General features: G+C 74.2%; 17 protein-coding genes. 9 read left to right on the top strand and 8 right to left on the bottom strand.

The annotated features are described in order from the left end of the window. The first annotated feature begins 150 nt into the window (after positions 1-150). The 6 genes from O7625_RS13515 to hutH are packed head-to-tail and all read left to right on the top strand — an operon-like array spanning position 151 to position 8022. Positions 151-1002: a MurR/RpiR family transcriptional regulator gene (locus O7625_RS13515; protein ID WP_067306065.1), complete on the top strand. Its 852-nt coding sequence runs from the start codon at positions 151-153 to the stop codon at positions 1000-1002. Between the two features lie 12 nt (positions 1003-1014). Next, positions 1015-2670 carry a urocanate hydratase gene (gene hutU, locus O7625_RS13510; protein ID WP_282346239.1) on the top strand — a complete coding sequence of 552 codons (1656 nt, stop codon included), beginning with the start codon at positions 1015-1017 and terminating at the stop codon, positions 2668-2670. Continuing rightward, on the top strand, positions 2667-3896 hold the full coding sequence (locus O7625_RS13505) for an allantoate amidohydrolase (RefSeq protein WP_282346237.1): 1230 nt from the start codon (positions 2667-2669) through the stop codon (positions 3894-3896). Before hutU ends, O7625_RS13505 begins: the two co-directional genes overlap by 4 nt. Continuing rightward, positions 3893-5248, top strand: a complete 1356-nt coding sequence (locus tag O7625_RS13500; RefSeq protein ID WP_282346933.1) for a formimidoylglutamate deiminase — start codon at positions 3893-3895, stop codon at positions 5246-5248. Before O7625_RS13505 ends, O7625_RS13500 begins: the two co-directional genes overlap by 4 nt. A gap of 54 nt (positions 5249-5302) precedes the next feature. Then, positions 5303-6496 (top strand): imidazolonepropionase, encoded by a 1194-nt coding sequence (gene hutI, locus O7625_RS13495; RefSeq protein WP_282346236.1) that lies wholly within the window; start codon positions 5303-5305, stop codon positions 6494-6496. Further along, positions 6484-8022, top strand: coding sequence for a histidine ammonia-lyase (gene hutH, locus O7625_RS13490; RefSeq protein WP_282346235.1), 1539 nt, complete (start codon positions 6484-6486; stop codon positions 8020-8022). The genes hutI and hutH overlap by 13 nt, the downstream gene beginning before the upstream one ends. 925 nt (positions 8023-8947) lie before the next feature. On the opposite strand, the gene rdgB is transcribed toward hutH, so the two are convergent. The 8 genes from rdgB to clpS form a co-directional block, all read right to left on the bottom strand. Then, on the bottom strand, positions 8948-9562 hold the full coding sequence (rdgB, locus tag O7625_RS13485; RefSeq protein ID WP_282346234.1) for an RdgB/HAM1 family non-canonical purine NTP pyrophosphatase: 615 nt from the start codon (positions 9560-9562) through the stop codon (positions 8948-8950). Further along, positions 9559-10287: a ribonuclease PH gene (gene rph, locus O7625_RS13480; protein WP_282346233.1), complete on the bottom strand. Its 729-nt coding sequence runs from the start codon at positions 10285-10287 to the stop codon at positions 9559-9561. The genes rdgB and rph overlap by 4 nt, the downstream gene beginning before the upstream one ends. Positions 10288-10352: 65 nt before the next feature. Next, the gene (locus O7625_RS13475; protein ID WP_067313931.1) at positions 10353-11099 is read right to left on the bottom strand and encodes an MBL fold metallo-hydrolase; all 747 of its coding nucleotides are present in this window, start codon (positions 11097-11099) and stop codon (positions 10353-10355) included. Positions 11100-11293: 194 nt separating this feature from the next. After that, complete coding sequence (locus O7625_RS13470) at positions 11294-12259, bottom strand: cysteine synthase (protein WP_067313933.1); 966 nt, start codon at positions 12257-12259, stop codon at positions 11294-11296. An 11-nt stretch (positions 12260-12270) separates the two neighbouring features. Further along, entirely contained in the window at positions 12271-12570 is a 300-nt protein-coding gene (locus O7625_RS13465; RefSeq protein WP_067313936.1) for a MoaD/ThiS family protein, read from the bottom strand. Between the two features lie 61 nt (positions 12571-12631). Continuing rightward, positions 12632-13120 (bottom strand): M67 family metallopeptidase, encoded by a 489-nt coding sequence (locus O7625_RS13460; protein ID WP_067313938.1) that lies wholly within the window; start codon positions 13118-13120, stop codon positions 12632-12634. 55 nt (positions 13121-13175) lie between these two features. After that, positions 13176-13670, bottom strand: coding sequence for a DUF2017 domain-containing protein (locus O7625_RS13455; RefSeq protein ID WP_172898515.1), 495 nt, complete (start codon positions 13668-13670; stop codon positions 13176-13178). A 61-nt stretch (positions 13671-13731) separates the two neighbouring features. Then, on the bottom strand, positions 13732-14022 hold the full coding sequence (gene clpS, locus O7625_RS13450) for an ATP-dependent Clp protease adapter ClpS (protein WP_067313943.1): 291 nt from the start codon (positions 14020-14022) through the stop codon (positions 13732-13734). A gap of 330 nt (positions 14023-14352) precedes the next feature. On the opposite strand from clpS, the gene O7625_RS13445 reads away from it, so the two are divergent. The 3 genes from O7625_RS13445 (at position 14353) to O7625_RS13435 (ending at position 18984) form a co-directional block, all read left to right on the top strand. Beyond that, a complete protein-coding gene (locus tag O7625_RS13445; RefSeq protein ID WP_282346231.1) occupies positions 14353-17031 on the top strand; it encodes a LuxR family transcriptional regulator in 2679 nt (892 codons plus the stop codon). 16 nt (positions 17032-17047) lie between these two features. Further along, complete coding sequence (locus tag O7625_RS13440; RefSeq protein ID WP_067313945.1) at positions 17048-18334, top strand: nicotinate phosphoribosyltransferase; 1287 nt, start codon at positions 17048-17050, stop codon at positions 18332-18334. Positions 18335-18402: 68 nt separating this feature from the next. Then, positions 18403-18984, top strand: coding sequence for an isochorismatase family protein (locus O7625_RS13435; RefSeq protein WP_282346230.1), 582 nt, complete (start codon positions 18403-18405; stop codon positions 18982-18984). The last annotated feature ends 12 nt before the right edge of the window (positions 18985-18996 follow it).

The following is an 18996-nucleotide window of genomic DNA, read 5'->3' as shown; positions in this document are numbered from 1 at the left end:
ACCGCCGAGATCGTCCGCGCCGCCCGCCGAGCCGCCGGCACAGACCACCGGGCCGGACGGCAGCGGGCCAGACGACACGGAGCGGACGGCAGCGGGCACCCGGAGGGGCGACTTCTTGCCCCTGAAATATTTCATGCATAGAGTCTCGGCATGAATGAAGGAGCCGTCGCCGCGCCGCCGGACCGGCTGCTCGACCTGTTCCACGGCGTCCGGCTCACCCCCACCCAGCGGCGCATCGCGCACTGCCTGGTGCAGCACGCGGCCACCGTGGCCTACCTGTCGGCGGCCGAGGTGGCCGAGCTGGCCGGGGTCAGCCAGCCGTCGGTGACTCGGTTCGCCGTGGCGCTCGGCCACGACGGCTACCCCGCGCTGCGCCGCCGGCTGCGCGAGCTGACCGCCGTCGGCCCCGACGGTCGCCCCGACGACGACAACGAACTGCAACTCGCGGTACGCGCCGAGATGGCCAACCTGGAGCGGCTGGCCGGTGAACTGGCCGACCGGGACCGGATCGCCACCGCCGGCCGGCTGCTCGCGGCGAGCCGCCCGCTGCCGGTGCTGGGGCTACGGGCCGCCGGGCCGCTGGCCGCCTACTTCGCCTACTTCGCCGCCAAGGTGCTCCCCGACGTGCGGGTGCTCGACGACGGCGGCAGCCTGCTCACCGACCGCCTCGAACAGGCCGCCTCGGCCGGGGCGGACGCGCTGCTCGCCTTCGTGCTGCCCCGCTACCCCCGGGAGACCCTCGACGCGCTGCGGGCCGCCCGCGACGCCGGCCTCACCGTCGTCGCGATCACCGACTCCCCGGTCAGCCCCGCCACCGAGTACGCCGAGCTGGTGCTCCCCGCCGCCGTCGGCACCGACCTCGTCTTCGACCTGCACACCGCTCCGATGACCCTGGCGATGGTGGTGCTCCAGGCGATCTGTGACGCCGCCCCGATCCAGACCCAGCGCCGCCTGGAGGCGTTCGAGTCGTCCGCCGCCCGTCGTCAGTTGTTCCTCGACTGAGAGGAGTACGCCATGCACCAGCCCGTCCGTGCCGCCCGCGGCACCACCCGTACCGCCAAGGGGTGGCCGCAGGAGGCCGCCCTGCGGATGCTGATGAACAACCTCGACCCGGAGGTGGCCGAACGCCCCGACGACCTGGTGGTCTACGGCGGCACCGGGAAGGCGGCCCGGGACTGGCCGTCGTACCACGCGCTGGTACGCACCCTCACCGAGCTGCGCGACGACGAGACGATGCTGGTGCAGTCGGGCCGCCCGGTCGGGGTGCTGCGCACCCACGAGTGGGCGCCCCGGGTGCTGCTGGCCAACTCCAACCTGGTCGGCGACTGGGCCACCTGGCCGGAGTTCCGCCGGCTGGAGTCGCTCGGCCTGACCATGTACGGGCAGATGACCGCCGGCTCGTGGATCTACATCGGCACCCAGGGCATCCTCCAGGGCACCTACGAGACGTTCGCCGCGGTGGCCGCGAAGCGCTTCGGCGGCAGCCTCGCCGGGACGCTGACCCTCACCGCCGGCTCCGGCGGGATGGGCGGGGCGCAGCCCCTCGCGGTCACCATGAACGACGGGGTGTGCCTGATCGTGGACGTGGACCGGACCCGGCTCGACCGGCGGGTGCACGACCGCTACCTCGACGAGGTCGCCGACTCGCTCGACGACGCCGTCGCCCGGGTGCTGGCCGCGAAGCGGGACCGCCGGGCGCTGAGTGTCGGCGTGGTCGGCAACGCCGCCACCGTCTTCCCCGAACTGCTGCGCCGAGGCGTGACCGTCGACGTGGTCACCGACCAGACCAGCGCGCACGACCCGCTGTCGTACCTGCCGGAGGGGGTGGAGCTGGCTGACGCCCGGGACTACGCGGCGGCGAAGCCGGCCGAGTTCACCGACCGGGCGCGGGCGTCGATGGCGAAGCACGTCGAGGCGATGGTCGGCTTCCTCGACGCGGGCGCTGAGGTGTTCGACTACGGCAACTCGATCCGGGGCGAGGCGCAGGCGGGCGGGTACGCGCGGGCGTTCGACTTCCCCGGCTTCGTGCCGGCGTACATCCGGCCGCTGTTCTGCGAGGGCAGGGGGCCGTTCCGCTGGGCGGCGCTCTCCGGCGACCCGGCCGACATCGCCGCCACCGACCGGGCCATCCTCGACCTGTTCCCGGAGAACGAGTCGCTGGCCCGGTGGATGCGGCTGGCCGGCGAACGGGTCGCCTTCCAGGGTCTGCCGGCCCGGATCTGCTGGCTGGGCTACGGCGAGCGGGACGTCGCCGGGGTGCGCTTCAACGAGATGGTCGCCGCCGGTGAGCTGTCCGCGCCGGTCGTGATCGGCCGGGACCACCTGGACTGCGGCAGCGTCGCCAGCCCGTACCGGGAGACCGAGGCGATGGCCGACGGGTCCGACGCGATCGCCGACTGGCCGCTGCTCAACGCGCTGGTCAACACCGCCAGCGGGGCGTCCTGGGTGTCGCTGCACCACGGCGGTGGGGTGGGCATCGGCCGGTCGCTGCACGCCGGTCAGGTCTGCGTCGCCGACGGCACCGCGCTGGCCGGACAGAAGATCGAACGGGTGCTCACCAACGACCCGGCGATGGGCGTCATCCGGCACGTCGACGCCGGCTACGACACCGCCCGCGACGTCGCCGAGCGCGACAACGTCCGCATCCCCATGGCGGAGGGGACCGCATGAGCGGCCTTGCCGGGCGGTTCCGGGAGTTGTGGGACGAGATCGCGCCGGTCGGCCGGGACGCCGACAGCGGCGGCTACCTGCGGTACGCGCTGACCGCGCCGGAGCTGCGGCTACGGGAGTGGTTCCGGGAGCAGGCCGACCTGCGGGGCATGCCGGTCAGCGAGGACGGCAACGGCAACATGTTCGCCTGGTGGGGCGACCCGCACGACGGTGACCCGAAGACTGACGGGCCGGCCGGCACCGGCGCGGTGCTGACCGGCAGCCACTTCGACTCGGTGCCACACGGCGGGGCGTACGACGGGCCGCTCGGCGTCGTCAGCGCGTTCCTCGCCGTGGACGAGCTGCGGGCCGCCGGGGCCGACCCGGTCCGGCCGGTGGTGGTCGCCGCGTTCGTCGAGGAGGAGGGCGCCCGGTTCGGCGTACCGTGTCTGGGGTCGCGGCTGCTCACCGGCGAGATCGACCCGGACCGCGCGGCCGGGCTGCGCGATGCCGCCGGGGTGAGCTTCGCCGACGCGCTGGGTGCCCGCCCGGCGGGGGCCGACCCGGCGCTGGCCGACCGGTTCGCCACCTTCGTGGAGCTGCACGTCGAGCAGGGGCGGGCGCTGGTCGACGCCGGTGCGCCGGTCGGGGTGGCGAGCGCCATCTGGCCGCACGGCCGGTGGCGCTTCGAGCTGCGCGGCGAGGGCAACCACGCCGGTACGACCCGGATGGCCGACCGCCGCGACCCGATGCTCACCTTCGCGTTCACCGTGCTGGCGGCGAACAAGGAGGCCCGGTTGCGCGGCGCGCACGCCACCGTGGGCCGGGTGGCGGTGGAACCCAACGCCACCAACGCGGTCCCGTCGACGGTGACCTGCTGGCTGGACGCCCGCGCCGCCGCACCGGAGACCCTGCGCGAACTGGTCGAGGCGGTGCACGCCAAGGCGGCCGAACGCGCCCGCCGGGACGGCACCGAGCTGACCGTGACCCCGGAGTCGGCCACCCCGCTGGTCACCTTCGACGCCGGGCTGGCCGACCGGCTGGCGGGGCTGCTGGCCGCGCCGGTGCTGCCCACCGGGGCCGGCCACGACGCCGGGGTGCTCGCCGCACGGCTGCCCACCGCGATGCTGTTCGTGCGCAACCCGAGCGGGGTGTCGCACTCCCCCGCCGAGTCGGCCACCGACGACGACTGCGCGGCCGGGGTGGTCGCGCTGGCCCGGGTGCTGGAGGAGCTGGCATGCCGCTGACCCGCTGGCTGGCCGAGCAGGCGTGGCTGCCCGATCACGCCGCGCCCACCCCGGACGTGCTGATCGAGGCCGAGGACGGCCGGTTCACCGCGGTCACCCCGCTGGCCCGGGGGGCGACCCCGCCCGCCGGGGTCGAGGTGCTGGCCGACGCGGTACGGCTGCCCGGCCTCACCCTGCCCGGCCTCGCCAACGCCCACTCGCACGCCTTCCACCGGGCGCTGCGCGGGCGTACCCACGGCGGTCGGGGTGACTTCTGGAGCTGGCGGGACGTGATGTACGACGTCGCCGGCCGGCTCGACCCCGACTCCTACCTGGCCCTGGCCCGGGCCGCGTACGCCGAGATGGCGCTGGCCGGGGTCACCTGCGTGGGCGAGTTCCACTACCTGCACCACGGCCCCGACGGCCGGCCGTACGACGACCCGAACGCGATGGGCGCGGCGCTGGTCGAGGCGGCGGCGCAGGCCGGCATCCGGATCACCCTGCTGGACGCCTGTTACCTGACCGCCTCGGTGGCCGGCGACCCGTTGGTGGGGGCGCAGCGGCGCTTCGGTGACGGGGACGCGCGGCGCTGGGCGGAGCGGGTCGACGGGTTCCGGCCGGCCGGGGCGCACGCGCTGCGCGGGGCGGCGATCCACTCGGTACGGGCGGTGCCGGCGGAGCAGCTCGCCACCGTCGCCGGCTGGGCCTACCGGCAGGGTGTCCCGCTGCACGTGCACCTGTCGGAGCAGCCCGCCGAGAACGACGCCTGCCGGGCGGTGCACGGGCGTACCCCGACGGGGCTGCTCGCCGACCGCGGGGTGCTCGGCCCGGACGTCACCGCCGTGCATGCCACCCACCCGACCAGCGCCGACCTGGCCCTGCTGGGCGAGCACCGGACCGGGGTGTGCCTGTGCCCCACCACGGAACGGGACCTGGCCGACGGGATCGGGCCGGCCCGGTTGATGGCCGACGCCGGCATCCCGCTGAGCCTGGGCAGCGACAGTCACGCCGTGGTCGACCTGTTCGAGGAGGCCCGCGCGGTGGAGCTGGACGAGCGGCTGCGTACCCGGCGGCGCGGGCACTTCACCGCCGCCGCGCTGCGCGACGCGGCCACCGTCGCCGGGCACGCCGCGCTGGGCTGGTCCGACGCCGGCCGACTGGCCGTCGGGGAACGCGCCGACCTGGTAACCGTACGGCTGGACAGCCCGCGTACCGCCGGGGTGCCGCCGGTGGGCGTGTTCTTCGCGGCCACCGCCGCCGACGTCGACCAGGTGGTGGTCGACGGGCGGCAGGTGGTACGCGACGGCCGGCACCTGACCGTGGACGTGCCGGCGGAGCTGACCGCGGCGATCGCGGCGGTGACCGGTGCCTAGCCGTACCGGGTCGGCGGCGGTCGGCCTGCCGCGGCCGACGGCGGGAGGGGTGGCGTGAGCAGTCTGCTGGTCGACAACATCGGCGAGCTGGTCACCAACGTGCCGGCGGCCGGCGGGGAGGGGCCGCTGGGCCTGCGGCGCGGGGTCGCCCTGCTGGTGGAGGCGGGCCGGGTGGTCTGGATCGGGCCGGCCCGGTACGCGCCGGCCGCCGACCGGCGGATCGACGCCGAGGGCGGCGCGGTGCTGCCCGGGTTCGTCGACAGCCACGCCCACCTGGTCTTCGCCGGGGACCGGGCGGCCGAGTTCGCGGCCCGGATGGCCGGCGAGCCGTACACCGGGGGCGGCATCCGGACCACGGTCGGCGCGACCCGGGCGGCCTCCGACGACGACCTGCGGGACACCGTGGGGCGGCTGCGCGAGGAGGCGATGCGGCAGGGCACCACCACCATGGAGATCAAGAGTGGGTACGGCCTGACCGTCGCCGACGAGGCCCGCTCGCTGCGGATCGCCGCCGAGGTGACCGCCGAGACCACCTTCCTCGGCGCGCACGTCGTCCCCGCCGAGTACGCCGGCCGGCCCGACGACTACGTGGGGCTGGTCTGCGGGCCGATGCTCACCGCCGCCGCGCCGTACGCCCGCTGGGTGGACGTGTTCTGCGAGCGGGGCGCGTTCGACGCCGACCACGCGCGGGCGATCCTCACCGTCGGGCAGGCCGCCGGGCTGGGCCTGCGGCTGCACGCCAACCAGCTCGGCCCGGGGCCGGGGGTGCGGCTCGGGGTCGAGCTGGGGGCGGCCAGCGTCGACCACTGCACCCACCTGTCCGACGCCGACGTCGACGCGCTGGCCGGTGCGGCCGGCACCGACGATCCGACCGTGGCGACCCTGCTGCCGGGGGCGGAGTTCTCCACCCGGTCGCCGTACCCGGACGCCCGGCGGCTGCTCGACGCGGGGGTGACCGTGGCGCTGGCCACCGACTGCAACCCCGGATCGTCGTACACCTCGTCGATGCCGTTCTGCGTCGCGCTGGCCGTCCGTGAGATGCGGATGACGCCGGCGGAGGCGGTCTGGGCCGCGACGGCCGGCGGCGCCCGGGCGTTGCGCCGCACCGACGTCGGGCTGCTGCGCCCCGGCGTACGGGCCGACCTGATGATCCTCGACGCCCCGTCCCACCTGCACCTGGCCTACCGGCCGGGTGTCCCACTGGTCCGCCAGGTCCTGCACAACGGAGTGCCGCAATGTCGACTGTGACCGTCCAGCCCACCGGGATCACCCCCGCCGACGTGCTCGCCGTGGCGCGCGGCGACGCCGGGGTCGCGCTCGCCCCGGCCGCCGTCGACGCGATGGTCGCCAGCCGGTCCATCGTGGACGGCATCGAGGCCGCCGGCCGTCCGGTGTACGGCGTCTCCACCGGCTTCGGGGCGCTGGCGAACACCTTCGTCGCCCCGCAGCGGCGGGCCGAGTTGCAGCACGCGCTGATCCGCTCGCACGCCGCCGGGGTGGGCACCCCGATGCCCCGCGAGGTGGTCCGGGCGATGATCCTGCTGCGGGTCCGTTCGCTGGCGCTGGGCCGCTCCGGGGTCCGACCGCTGGTCGCTCAGGCGCTGGTAGACCTGCTCAACGCCGACGTCACCCCGTGGGTGCCGGAGCACGGGTCGCTCGGCGCGTCCGGTGACCTGGCGCCGCTGGCGCACTGCGCGCTGGTGCTGCTCGGCGAGGGCTGGGTGCTCGGCCCGGCCGGGGAGCGGGTCGACGCCGCCGACGCGCTGCGCGCCGCCGGGCTGACCCCGGTGACGTTGGCCGCCAAGGAGGGGCTGGCGCTGATCAACGGCACCGACGGCATGCTCGGCATGCTGCTGCTGGCCGTCGCGGACGCCCGGCACCTGTTCACCATGGCCGACGTGACCGCCGCGCTGGCCATCGAGGCGATGCTCGGCTCGGAACGGCCGTTCCTGCCCGAGCTGCACGCCATCCGGCCGCACCCGGGGCAGGCCATGTCGGCGGCGAACATCCACCGGCTGCTGCAGAACTCCCGGGTGATGGACTCGCACCGTGACGACCTGGCGCACGCAGTGCAGGACGCGTACTCGATGCGGTGCGCCCCGCAGGTGGCCGGCGCGGCCCGGGACACCCTGGACTTCGTGGCGACGGTGGCCGGCCGGGAGCTGGTCTCGGTGGTGGACAACCCGGTGGTGCTGCCGGACGGCCGGGTCGAGTCGACCGGCAACTTCCACGGTGCTCCGCTCGGCTTCGCCGCCGACTACCTGGCCATCGCCGCCGCCGAGGTGGGGGCGATCGCCGAACGCCGGGTGGACCGGCTGCTCGACGTGACCCGCAACCGGGAGCTGCCGGCGTTCCTGTCACCCGACGCCGGAGTCAACTCCGGGCTGATGATCGCCCAGTACACCGCCGCCGGGATCGTCGCGGAGAACCGCCGGCTGGCCGCACCCGCCTCGGTCGACTCGTTGCCGACCAGCGGCATGCAGGAGGATCACGTCTCGATGGGCTGGGCGGGGGCGAAGAAGCTGCGTACCGTGCTGGACAACCTGACCAGCCTGCTCGCCGTGGAGCTGCTGGCGGCCGTCCGGGGGCTACAGCTGCGGGCGCCGCTGGAGCCGTCCCCGGCCGGACGGGCCGCCGTGGCGGCGCTCGGCGGTGCGGCTGGCGAACCCGGTCCCGATGTCTTCCTCGCCCCGGTGATGGAAGCGGCCCGTGCCGTGCTCGCCGGGCCCGACCTGCGTACCGCCATCGAACGGGAGATCGGCCCCCTGGGCTGACTTCCCTTCCCGGGCACTTCCGCCCTTTCCGCCCACCGCCCCGGCCGACCCACCGCCCCCGGCCGACCCACCGCCCCGGCGGACCCGTCGTCCCCGGCGGACCCGTCGTCCCCGGCCGACCCGTCGCTCCTGCGGCGGCCCGTCGCGGCGCAGGTCCTTGCCCCGGCAGGTCCACCGCCATAGCGCGCCCACCACGGCCCTCAGCTGAGCCCGCGTTCGGCACTCCCGAAGCCCACCCCGCCACTGTCATCACACAGCGTAATAACGCCTCCCAACCCAACAGCATCACCGAAAGTAGCCAAAGCCACTACCCCACTAATCCTCACCAGCACCCTTTGCTCTGCTGCCATGGAGGCGACATCGCTCTTACCAGCAAAAATCAAGGACGCACCCTGATTCACCCATAGAAGGCCCAGTTACTCTTCGTGCCTGTCGCCCGAAGGGCAGCAGAGCAAAGGATGCGGGTGTCGTACTGTACTGTCGGTTGGATGATTACCGTCGGTGAGTAGATGGGGCCTGACGTCGAGTGTCGGGGCTGGACGAAGTGGAGCATGTCCTCGCGGGCAGGGCGCGCATCTGGGACGACCGCAGGAGGGTAGGACAGGCACGGAGCCATGCCGCCCACGCCCCGGGCAACCAGACGTGCTGGATGCCGACAGCGCTGAGCCGTTCACGCCGGGCAGCCGACAGGCAGGGCCGTTCGTGAGCCGGCCCGCCGACAGGCGCCCCGCCCGCGGGGACGCGGGCGGGGCCGGGACGAGGCGCAGGCCGGGACGAGGCGCAGGCCGGGACGAGGCGCAGGCCGGGACGAGGCGCAGGCCGGGACGAGGCGCAGGCCGGGACGAGGCGCAGGCCGGGACGAGGCGCAGGCCGGGACGAGGCGCAGGCCGGGACGAGGCGCGGGCCGGGACGAGGCGCGGGCCGGTCAGGTGGCGGGCAGCACCTTGGCGGCCAGCTTCGCCAACTCGCGCAGCGCCTTGCCCCGGTGGCTGATCGCGTCCTTCTCCTGCGGGGTCAGCTCCGCGTTGGTCCGCTCCTGGCCGTCGCCGACGAAGATCGGGTCGTACCCGAAGCCACCGTCGCCGCGCGGGGCGCGCAGCAGCCGGCCGGGCTGGCGGCCGTCGACCAGGTGCTCCTTGCCCCCGGGCAGCACCAGCGCGACGGTGCAGACGAAGGCCGCGCCCCGGTGCTCGTCGGGCAGGTCGGCGATCTGGTCCAGCACCAGCTGAAGGTTGGCCCGGTCGTCGCCGTGCCGGCCGGCCCAACGGGCGCTGAACACCCCCGGCATGCCGTTGAGCGCGTCGACCGCGATGCCGGAGTCGTCGGCGATGGTGGGCAGGCTGGTCCGCCGGCAGCCCTCCCGCGCCTTGATCAGGGCGTTCTCGCCGAAGGTGAGGCCGATCTCCGGCAGCTCCGGGTACTCCTCGACGTCGTCCAGGCCGAGCAGGGCGATCCGGTGCGCGCCGAGCGCGCCGTCGAGGATGCGCTGGAGCTCGACCAGCTTCTTACGGTTCCGGGTGGCGAGCAGGACCTTGTTCATGATGCGAGCGCCTTCCGCTGGGCCTCGGCCAGTTCCAGACAGCCCAACGACGCGACGTCCAGCAGCGCGTCGAGCTGCGCCCGGGAGAAGACCCCGTCCTCCCCGGTGCCCTGCACCTCGACGAAGTCGCCCTCGCCGGTGCAGACGACGTTCATGTCCACCTCGGCGGCCACGTCCTCGACGTAGCAGAGGTCCAGCAGCGGCTCGCCCGCGACGATGCCGACGCTGACCGCGGACACCGACCGGTGCATCACCTTCTCCGGCTTGCCGGCCAGCGACTTGCGGGCGGCCAGCCAGCTCACCGCGTCGTAGAGGGCAACGTACGCGCCGGTGATCGAGGCGGTACGGGTGCCGCCGTCGGCCTGGAGCACGTCGCAGTCGAGCACGATCGAGTTCTCGCCGAGCGCCTTCAGGTCGACGCAGGCGCGCAGGCTGCGGCCGATCAGCCGGGAGATCTCGTGGGTCCGCCCGCCGATCTTGCCGCGGACGCTCTCCCGGTCGGAGCGGGTGTTGGTGGCCCGGGGCAGCATCGCGTACTCGGCGGTGACCCAGCCGAGCCCGGAGCCCTTGCGCCAGCGCGGCACGCCCTCGGTGACGCTGGCCGTGCAGAGCACCCGGGTGCCGCCGAACTCGACGAGCACCGAGCCCTCCGGGTGGGTGCTCCAGCCCCGGGTCAACGTCACCGGTCGGAGTTGGTCGGGTCGACGCCCGTCAGGTCGTGCCATCCCTGCACCCTATGCGGTGCCGTGATCGCGTCGTGCCGCGGTCTCCCGGCGGCGGTGGGGCCGGGTCAGATCTCGTAGCTGGCGCCGGCCCGGACCACTTCCAGCGGACCGGTGTACGCCCCGGCCGCCGCCGCGATGGTGTGCGACTCGCTGCCCCAGGCCACCACCAGGTGGGTCAGCAGCAGCCGGCCCACCCCGGCCTTGGTGGCCGCCTCGCCGGCCTCCCGACCGGTCAGGTGCAGATCCGGGGGGTTGTCCACCCCGTCGAGGTAACTGGCCTCGCAGAGGAAGACGTCGGCGTCCTGGGCGAGCCGCAGCAGCGCGTCACAGGGGGCGGTGTCGGAGGAATAGCAGAGCACCCGGCCCTCGTGCTCCAGCCGCACCCCGTACGTCTCGACCGGATGGTTCACCCGGTCGACGGTGACGGTGAACGGGCCGATCGGGAAGGTGCCCGGCTGGAGGCCGTAGAACTGGTAGACGTCCTCCACGTCGGCGCCGTCCTGGCCGTAGGCGGTGGCGAGCCGGTCCGGGGCACCCGGGGGCGCGTAGACCGGCAGCGCCGGGTAGGGGCCGTCCGGGGCGTACCGCCTCACGACCACGTACGACGCCGCGTCGAGGATGTGGTCGCAGTGCAGGTGCGTCAGGAGGATGGCGTCCGGGGCGTGCAGCCCGGCATAGCGTTGGAGGGTGGACAGCGAGCCGGACCCGAAGTCGACCAGCAGCCGGAAGCCCTGCGCCTCGACGAGGTAGGCCGAGCAGGGGGACTCGGGACCGGGGAAGCTCCCCGCACAGCCCAGGACGGTCAGCCGCATCCAGTCGCCCCACAATTACTATAGGTAGTCGACACGCCGGAGCCGGGATGGCTGATGATCTCAACCGACGCGTACGCCACGGTGCGCAGCCTACGCGCAGCGACGGCGGGGCAAGAATCATCTTCTGGAAGTTGTCACCAACGTGACACCCACGGAGGCCCGGTCGACGGTCCGTCGACCGGGCCTCCGGCGGGTCACGCCCAGAGCTGCCCTTCCAGGGCGTCCTCGGCGTCGGCGAGCGTGCCGCCGTACGCCCCGGTGGAGAGGTACTTCCAGCCGCCGTCGCAGACCACGAACGCGACGTCGGCCCGGCGGCCGTCCCGCACCGCCTCGTGGGCCACGGCCAGGGCGGCGTGCAGGATCGCCCCGGTGGAGAAGCCGGCGAAGATCCCCTCCACCTCCACCAGCTGACGGGTCCGCAGCACCGCGTCCCGGGTGCCGACGGAGAAGCGCCGGTTGAGTACCGTCGCGTCGTACAGCTCGGGGACGTAACCCTCGTCGATGTTGCGCAGCCCGTAGACCAGCTCGCCGTAGCGGGGCTCGGCCGCCACCACCTGGATGCCCTCGACCTTCTCCCGCAGGAACCGCCCGGTGCCCATCAGGGTGCCGGTGGTGCCCAGGCCCGCCACGAAGTGCGTGATGGTGGGGAGGTCGTGCAGCAGCTCCGGGCCGGTGGTCTCGTAGTGCGCCCGCGCGTTGGCCTCGTTGCCGTACTGGTAGAGCATCACCCAGTCGGGGTGTTCGGTGGCGATCTGCTTCGCGGTGGCGACCGCCTGGTTCGAGCCGCCCGCCGCCGGCGAGAAGATGATCTCCGCGCCGTACATCCGGAGGAGCTGGACCCGTTCGGTGGAGACGTTCTCCGGCATCACGCAGACCAGCCGGTAGCCGCGCAGCTTGGCCACCATGGCCAGCGAGATACCGGTGTTGCCGCTGGTCGGCTCCAGGATGGTGTCGCCGGCCCGGAGGCGGCCGGCCTGCTCCGCCGCCCGGACCATGAACAGGGCCGCGCGGTCCTTGATGCTGCCGGTCGGGTTCCGGTCCTCCAGCTTGGCCCAGAGCCGCACCGGCGGCGCCCCGTCGGGCACCGTCGGCGAGAGCCGGGGCAGCCCCACCAGGGGGGTGCCGCCGCAGGCGTCGAGCAGGCTGTCGTACCGCGTCATGACGCCCGCCCTCAGCGGGCGGCGACGAAGCCGAACGCGCCACCGGCGACGGCCGGCAGGACGGTCACGCTGTCACCGTCGTTGAGCTTGGCGTCCAGCGCGCCGAGGAACCGGACGTCCTCGTCGTTGACGTAGACGTTGACGAAGCGGTGCAGCGCGCCGGCGTCGGTGACCAGCCGGCCCTTCAGGCCGGCGTGCCGGGAGTCCAGGTCGGTGAGCAGGTCGCCCAGGGTGTCCCCGGAGCCCTCGACGACCTTCGCGCCGCCGGTGTAGCTGCGCAGGATGGTGGGGATGCGAACCTCGATGGCCATGACGTACTCCTTGGTCGGGTGTGCCTCGGTGCCGGACGGAAAGGGTGTGCGGAGCTGGGGATCAGCTGCCGGAACACTCGTAGTCGACCGTCGCCGGGCTCTGCCCGAACATGTAGGACTGGACCGCGTGCGGGTCCACCCCGGCATCCACGATCCGCACCGGCTCCTCGGTCACCACACCGTCGACGATCCGGAACGACCGGATCTCCTCGGTGTCCGGCTCGCGGGTGGAGACCAGCAGGTAGTGCGCGCCCGGCTCACCGGCGAAGGCCACGTCCGTGCGGGACGGGTACGCCTCGGTGGCGGTGTGCGAGTGGTAGATGACGACCGGCTCCTCGTCGCGGTCGTCCATCTCCCGCCACACCCGCAGGTGCTCCATCGAGTCGAACTCGTAGAACGTCATCGAGCGGGCCGCATTGTCCATCGGGATGTGCCGGGTCGGGGTGTCGCCGCCGACGGGTCCGGCGACCACTCCACACGCCTCGTCCGGGTGGTCCCGGCGCGCGTGGGCGACGATCGCCTCGACGATCGACCGGTCGATGCTCAGCACGTGACCCAGCCTAGCGCCCGTTGCCGGCAACCGGCGAGGCGGCGGCCGTCACAGTTCAGTCGATCAGGGCGTTGAGCAGGGATTCCTGGAGATAGCCGAGGTAGGCGTAGACCGACAGTTGGAACACCCGGGACGAGGTAGGGTCCTCGGCGACCGCGTCGTCGAGCTCCTCGCCCAGGTCGGTGCCGTCCTTGATCTCCAACCGGACGCCCATCGCGAGCCGGGCGTCGTTGAGCGCCCGCAGCCACGCCTCGGCCGCCTCGGCGTCCAGCCGCACCTCGCCACCGGCGGATTCGGGCAGCGCGGCGAGCACCGCGCCGGCCTGGTCGATCTTGGCGGTCTTCAGGTCGCCCTCGGTGTAGCGGCGGAACTCCGCGGTGCCCGCCGGGTCGTCCGGGTACGCCTCGGGGAAGAGCCGGCCGACGACCGGGTCGGCCGGGTCGAAGCCGTCGGTGAGCAGCCCGACCACCTCACCGGCGACCTTGCGCAGCACCCGCGCCTCGTCCACGGCGAAGGTCGCCACGTACCGGTCGCCCTGACGACGGAACATACTCACCGGGCCGTCTCCGTTCGCGACTGCGGGGCTCGCAAACCCGGCTCACTCCTCACGCTCACGACCTGTCCACCGTCGCCCAGAGGCCGTACGCGTGCAACTGGGCCGCGTCGTGCTCCATCCGCTCCCGGGCGCCGCTGGACACCACGGCCCGGCCCTTGTGGTGCACGTCCAGCATCAGTTTCTCGGCCTTCTCCCGGCTGTAACCGAACAGCTTCTGGAAGACCCAGGTCACGTACGTCATGAGATTGACCGGGTCGTCCCAGACGATCGTCACCCACTGCCGGTCCGCGACCGGCACCTCGTCGGTGTCCGGCGTCTCGACCGGTGCTACCTGTGGAGCCGCCATGCCCCCATGGTGCCACCGGAAGCGGGGATTCGATGAACCGGAACGCCGGGACGACTCCGATCACCCGCCGGAGCTGCGGAAACCGGCGGAACACGGATGCCGCGGCGACCCCGCGCCGGCGACCCGGCCCAGCCGGACGTCGGGCACCCGGGCGGGGCGACCGGGCCGGTGGCGATCGGCGGAGGGACGCGCGTACCCGCCCGACCCGGGCGGCACGGGCGCACCTACCGCACCGGCCCGACGCGGATACTCAGTGTCGGGTACGGGCCTACTCCACTCCCGCGTGTGACCGGGTACCTCCGCACCGAATTGCATCGATATGCTGCCCGGATGAGTCGGTGGGGTTTCGTCGGCCGTACGGATGAACTCACCCGGCTGCGGGCCGCGGTGCGCGAGGGCCGGGGGCGCGGGCTCTTCGTCAGCGGCAGCGCCGGCATCGGCAAGAGCCGGCTGCTGCGGGAGGGGGTGGCCGCCCTTCCCCCCGACCGGTACGCGCTGTCGTTCGTCGCGGCCAGCACCGCCACCTCGGCGCTGCCCTTCGGCGGGCTCGCCCCGGTGCTGCCGGCCGAGCAGCCGGCCGGCCTCTCCCCCGCCGGCGTGCTGCGCTGGGGGGTCGACGTGCTGCGGGAACAGGCCGCCGGGCGGCGCATCGTGCTCGCCATCGACGACGCCCACCTGCTCGACCCCCCGTCGGCGGCCCTGGTCCACCTGCTCGCCCGCGCGGAGAACACCACCGTGCTGGGGACGCTGCGCAGCGGCGAGCAGATCCCGCTGCCCATCCGGGCACTGTGGACCGACGACCTGGTCGAACACACCGAACTGGCCCCGCTCGGGCCGGCCGACACCACCGACCTGCTCGCCGCCATCCTGACCGGGCCGGTCGACGCCGGCACCGCCGAACGGCTGTTCCGGCTCTCCGCCGGCAACCCGCTGCTGCTCCGCGAGCTGGTGCTGGCCGCCTCCGCCGGAGGCGAGCTGGTCCGCAGCTACGGACTCTGGCGGTGGACCGGGCGACTCGAACTGGCCCCCAGCCTCACCGACCTCGTCGACATCCGGATCGGGCGGCTGGAGCCCGGTGTCCGGACCGTGGTCGAGCTGGTCGCCTTCGGCGAACCCCTCGGCCTGCACCTGCTCGAACAGGCTGCCGACCCGGCCGACGTGGAGGCGGCCGAGGAGCGTGGCCTGATCAGCGTGGGTACGGGCGGCCGGCGGGCCGACGCGCGGCTCGCCCACCCGCTCTACGGTGAGGTGATCCGCCGGCGGTGCCCGGTCAGCCGGACCCGTCGCCTCCAGGCCCAGCTCGCCGAGCGGCTGGAACGGGTCGGCGCCCGCCGCCGCGGTGACCTGCTGCGGGTGGCGGTGTGGCGGTTGAACTCCGGCACCGCCCAGGACCCGGCGCTGCTGCTCGACGCGGCCGGTCAGGCGTTCACCCGGTACGACGTGCCGCTGGCCACCCGGCTGGCGCGGGCCGCGCTCGACGCCGACGGCGGCTTCCCCGCGGCCGAGCTGCTCGCCACCCTGCTGATGTTCGGCGACCGGCCGGCGGAGGCCGTCGACGTGCTCGACGGGGTAGCCGACGACGTCGTCTCGGAGGAGCGGCGGTGCCGCTGGCTGACCGTGCACGGGATGGTCGGCTACTGGGGCCTGAGTCGGCAGTCCACGGTGGACACCCTCGCGGCGGCCGGTCACACCCTGGCCGACCCCGGCCACCGGGCCCGGCTGCGCGCCTTCGAGGCGATCATGCGGCTGCACGGCCTGGACGTCGACACCGCGGTGCGGATCAGCCGGTCGGTGCTGGAGCATCCGGCGGCCGGCGTCGCGGCCCGGGAGCTGGCCCGGTCCACCGTCGCCCATGCCGACGCGGCGCGGGGCCGGTTCCTGGCCAACGCCGCGGCGATCGACCGGGTGCAGGCCGAGGCGGCGAACTGGCGGGCCGACATGCCGTACCTGCACCTGGCCATGGAGCTGGCCCGGGGCACCCGGCTGACGCTCACCGGGGACCTGGCCGGCATCGACGCCATCGTGGCCGACGAGTTCGCCGACCAGGCCGACGCCGGCGACTTCCGGCTCGGCACCGGCTACCTGTCCATCCTCCAGGCGTACGCGGCGCGGCTGCGTGGTCGCGGCGACGACGCGCTCAGGGCCAGCCTCGACGCCTGCGTGGTGCTCGCCACCAGCCGGGTCTTCGCGGGCCTCGCGCACGCCGAGCGCGCCCAGGCGGCGGCGCTGCGCGGCGACGTGGCGACCGCGCGGGAGGCGATGGCCGAGGCCGACCGGGTCCAGACTCCCGGCATGGCGGTCCTCCAGCCCTGGCTGGAGCAGGCCCGGGGCGCGGTGCTGGCCGCCGGTGGCGACCTGACCGGGGCCGCCGGGCACCTCGGCGAGCTGGCCGGCCGGCTGCACGCCGACGGTCTCGCCGGCCACGAGGTGCTCGTCCTGCACGATCTGGTCCGGCTCGGTCAGGCCGGCGCCCCGGTCGGGCCGGCGGGCACCGACGGCAGCCGGCGCACGGTGGCGCAGCGGCTGGCGGATCTCACCGGGGAGGTCGACGGCGACCTGACGCCGCTGCTCGCCCGGCACGCGCGCGCCGCCGCCGAGAACGACGGGTCCGCCCTGTTGGCGGCGGCCGACGACTTCGCCAAGCTCCACCTGACGCTCTGGGCGGTCGACGCCACCGCGACCGCGCTGCACGGGTGGCGGCGGGACAGGTCGACGTCGGCCGCGACCGCGCACGAGCGGCTCGCCGCCCTGCTCGCCCGCTGCGACCGGATCCGGACCCCGGCGCTGGACGCGCTGCGGCCCGCGCTGAGCGCCCGGGAGCTGGAGGTCGCCGGCCTCGCCGCCGCCGGGGCGACCAGCCGGGTCATCGCGGGCCGGCTCTTCCTGTCGACCCGGACGGTGGAGAACCATCTCCAGCGGGTCTACGGCAAGCTCGGCATCACCAGCCGTGCCCAGCTGGGCGCGGCGCTGCGGTCGGTCCCGGGGCACGACGGCGGCGCGACCGGGTGAACTCTAGGCTGGGCTGGTGAACCGTCTTCGTCCCGCGCTGCTGACCGACCACTACGAGCTGACCATGGTCAGTGCCGCCCTGCGGGACGGCACCGCCGACCGCCGCTGCACCTTCGAGGTGTTCAGCCGGCGGCTGCCCACCGGACGTCGGTACGGCGTGGTCGCGGGGACCGGCCGCCTGATCGACATGATCAGGGAGTTCCGGTTCGCCCCGGAGGAGGTCGAGTTCCTGCTCCGCACCGGGGTGGTCGACGAACCGGCCGCCCGGTGGCTGGCCGGCTACCGCTTCACCGGCGACATCGACGGGTACGCCGAGGGTGAGCTGTTCTTCCCCGGCTCCCCGATCCTCACCGTCTCCGGCGGCTTCGCCGAGTGCGTGGTGCTGGAGACCCTGGTGCTGTCGGTGCTCAACCACGACTGCGCGGTGGCCGCGGCGGCCGCCCGGATGGTCACCGCGGCCCGCGGCCGGGCGCTGATCGAGATGGGTTCCCGGCGGGCGCACGAGGAGGCGGCGGTGGCCGCCGCGCGGGCGGCGTACCTGGCTGGTTTCCGGTTCACCTCCAACCTCGCCGCCGGCCAGCGGTACGGGATCCCCACCGCCGGGACGGCCGCGCACGCGTTCACCCTGCTGCACGACGACGAGCGGACGGCGTTCGCGTCGCAGGTCGCCACGCTGGGCCGGGACACCACGCTGCTGGTCGACACGTACGACATCAGCCAGGGCATCCGGACCGCCATCGAGGTGGCCGGGCCGCAGCTGCGGGCGGTCCGGATCGACTCCGGCGATCTCGCGGTCATCGCCCAGCAGTCCCGGGAACTGCTCGACTCGCTCGGTGCCACCGAGACCAAGATCATCGTGTCGGGTGACCTCGACGAGTACGCCATCGCCGCCCTCGCCGCCGAGCCGGTCGACATGTACGGCGCGGGCACCGCCGTGGTCACCGGGTCCGGGGCGCCCACCGCCAGCCTGGTCTACAAGCTGGTCGAGGTGGACGGGCGGCCGGTGGTCAAGCGCTCCGAGAACAAGGGCACCATCGGCGGCCGGAAGGTCGCGGTACGTCGACACAAGCCCACCGGCACGGCCACCGAGGAGATCGTCGTCTCGCAGGGCGTACCTGACCGGCGGGCCAACGACCGGCTGCTCCAGCACTCGTTCGTGGTCGACGGCGAACCGGTCGACCTGCCGGGCATCGAGCAGTCCCGCGAGCACCTGCGGGAGTGCCTGATCTCCATCCCGTGGGAGGGGCTGAAGCTCTCGGCCGGTGATCCGGCGATCCCGGTCACGGTCGTACCGGCCGGTTGAGTCGTCGGGGCAGACTGGGTCGTGCCGCAGGTGGGGTCACCGGCGGCGAGCGGAGAGGAAGGGCACCGATGGCCAACGCGCTGATCATCGTGGACGTGCAGAACGACTTCTGCGAGGGCGGTTCGCTCGCCGTCGCCGGGGGCGCGGGGGTGGCCGCCGGCATCTCCGGGTTGCTGGCGGCCGAACCACGGCGGTGGGACCACGTGGTCGCCACCAAGGACTACCACGTCGACCCGGGGGCGCACTTCGGCGATCCGCCGGACTACGTCGACTCCTGGCCGCGGCACTGCGTGGTCGGCACCCCGGGCAGCGAGTTCCACCCCGACCTGGTGACCGACCGGGTCGAGGCGGTCTTCCACAAGGGCGAGCACGCCGCCGCGTACTCCGGTTTCGAGGGGCACGCCGCCGACGGTGAGGGCCTGGCCGACTGGCTGCGCCGGCACGACGTCGACCGGGTCGACGTGGTCGGCATCGCCACCGATCACTGCGTCCGGGCCACCGCCCTGGACGCCGCGCGGGAGGGCTTCGCCACCACCGTGCTGCTCGACCTGACGGCGGCGGTCGCGCCGCCGACGCTGGACGTGGCGCTGCGGGCGATGGACGGCGCCGGGGTGACCCTGCACGGTGAGCCGGTGATCAGCGCCGCATGAGCCGGTAATCGC

The sequence above is a fragment of the Micromonospora sp. WMMD714 genome (assembly GCF_029581315.1).
In the GTDB taxonomy this organism is placed as follows: Bacteria; Actinomycetota; Actinomycetes; order Mycobacteriales; family Micromonosporaceae; genus Micromonospora; species Micromonospora rifamycinica.
This window is presented reverse-complemented; position numbering and strand designations above follow the sequence as displayed.

What these genes read in the sequence shown, in the direction of transcription:
- O7625_RS13515 (WP_067306065.1), top strand. Translation starts at nt 151, where the DNA reads ATGAATGAAGGAGCCGTCGCCGCGCCGCCGGACCGGCTGCTCGACCTG.
- hutU (WP_282346239.1), top strand. Translation starts at nt 1,015, where the DNA reads ATGCACCAGCCCGTCCGTGCCGCCCGCGGCACCACCCGTACCGCCAAG.
- O7625_RS13505 (WP_282346237.1), top strand. Translation starts at nt 2,667, where the DNA reads ATGAGCGGCCTTGCCGGGCGGTTCCGGGAGTTGTGGGACGAGATCGCG.
- hutH (WP_282346235.1), top strand. Translation starts at nt 6,484, where the DNA reads ATGTCGACTGTGACCGTCCAGCCCACCGGGATCACCCCCGCCGACGTG.
- rdgB (WP_282346234.1), bottom strand. Translation starts at nt 9,562, where the DNA reads ATGAACAAGGTCCTGCTCGCCACCCGGAACCGTAAGAAGCTGGTCGAG.
- rph (WP_282346233.1), bottom strand. Translation starts at nt 10,287, where the DNA reads ATGGCACGACCTGACGGGCGTCGACCCGACCAACTCCGACCGGTGACG.
- O7625_RS13475 (WP_067313931.1), bottom strand. Translation starts at nt 11,099, where the DNA reads ATGCGGCTGACCGTCCTGGGCTGTGCGGGGAGCTTCCCCGGTCCCGAG.
- O7625_RS13470 (WP_067313933.1), bottom strand. Translation starts at nt 12,259, where the DNA reads ATGACGCGGTACGACAGCCTGCTCGACGCCTGCGGCGGCACCCCCCTG.
- O7625_RS13465 (WP_067313936.1), bottom strand. Translation starts at nt 12,570, where the DNA reads ATGGCCATCGAGGTTCGCATCCCCACCATCCTGCGCAGCTACACCGGC.
- O7625_RS13455 (WP_172898515.1), bottom strand. Translation starts at nt 13,670, where the DNA reads ATGTTCCGTCGTCAGGGCGACCGGTACGTGGCGACCTTCGCCGTGGAC.
- clpS (WP_067313943.1), bottom strand. Translation starts at nt 14,022, where the DNA reads ATGGCGGCTCCACAGGTAGCACCGGTCGAGACGCCGGACACCGACGAG.
- O7625_RS13445 (WP_282346231.1), top strand. Translation starts at nt 14,353, where the DNA reads ATGAGTCGGTGGGGTTTCGTCGGCCGTACGGATGAACTCACCCGGCTG.
- O7625_RS13435 (WP_282346230.1), top strand. Translation starts at nt 18,403, where the DNA reads ATGGCCAACGCGCTGATCATCGTGGACGTGCAGAACGACTTCTGCGAG.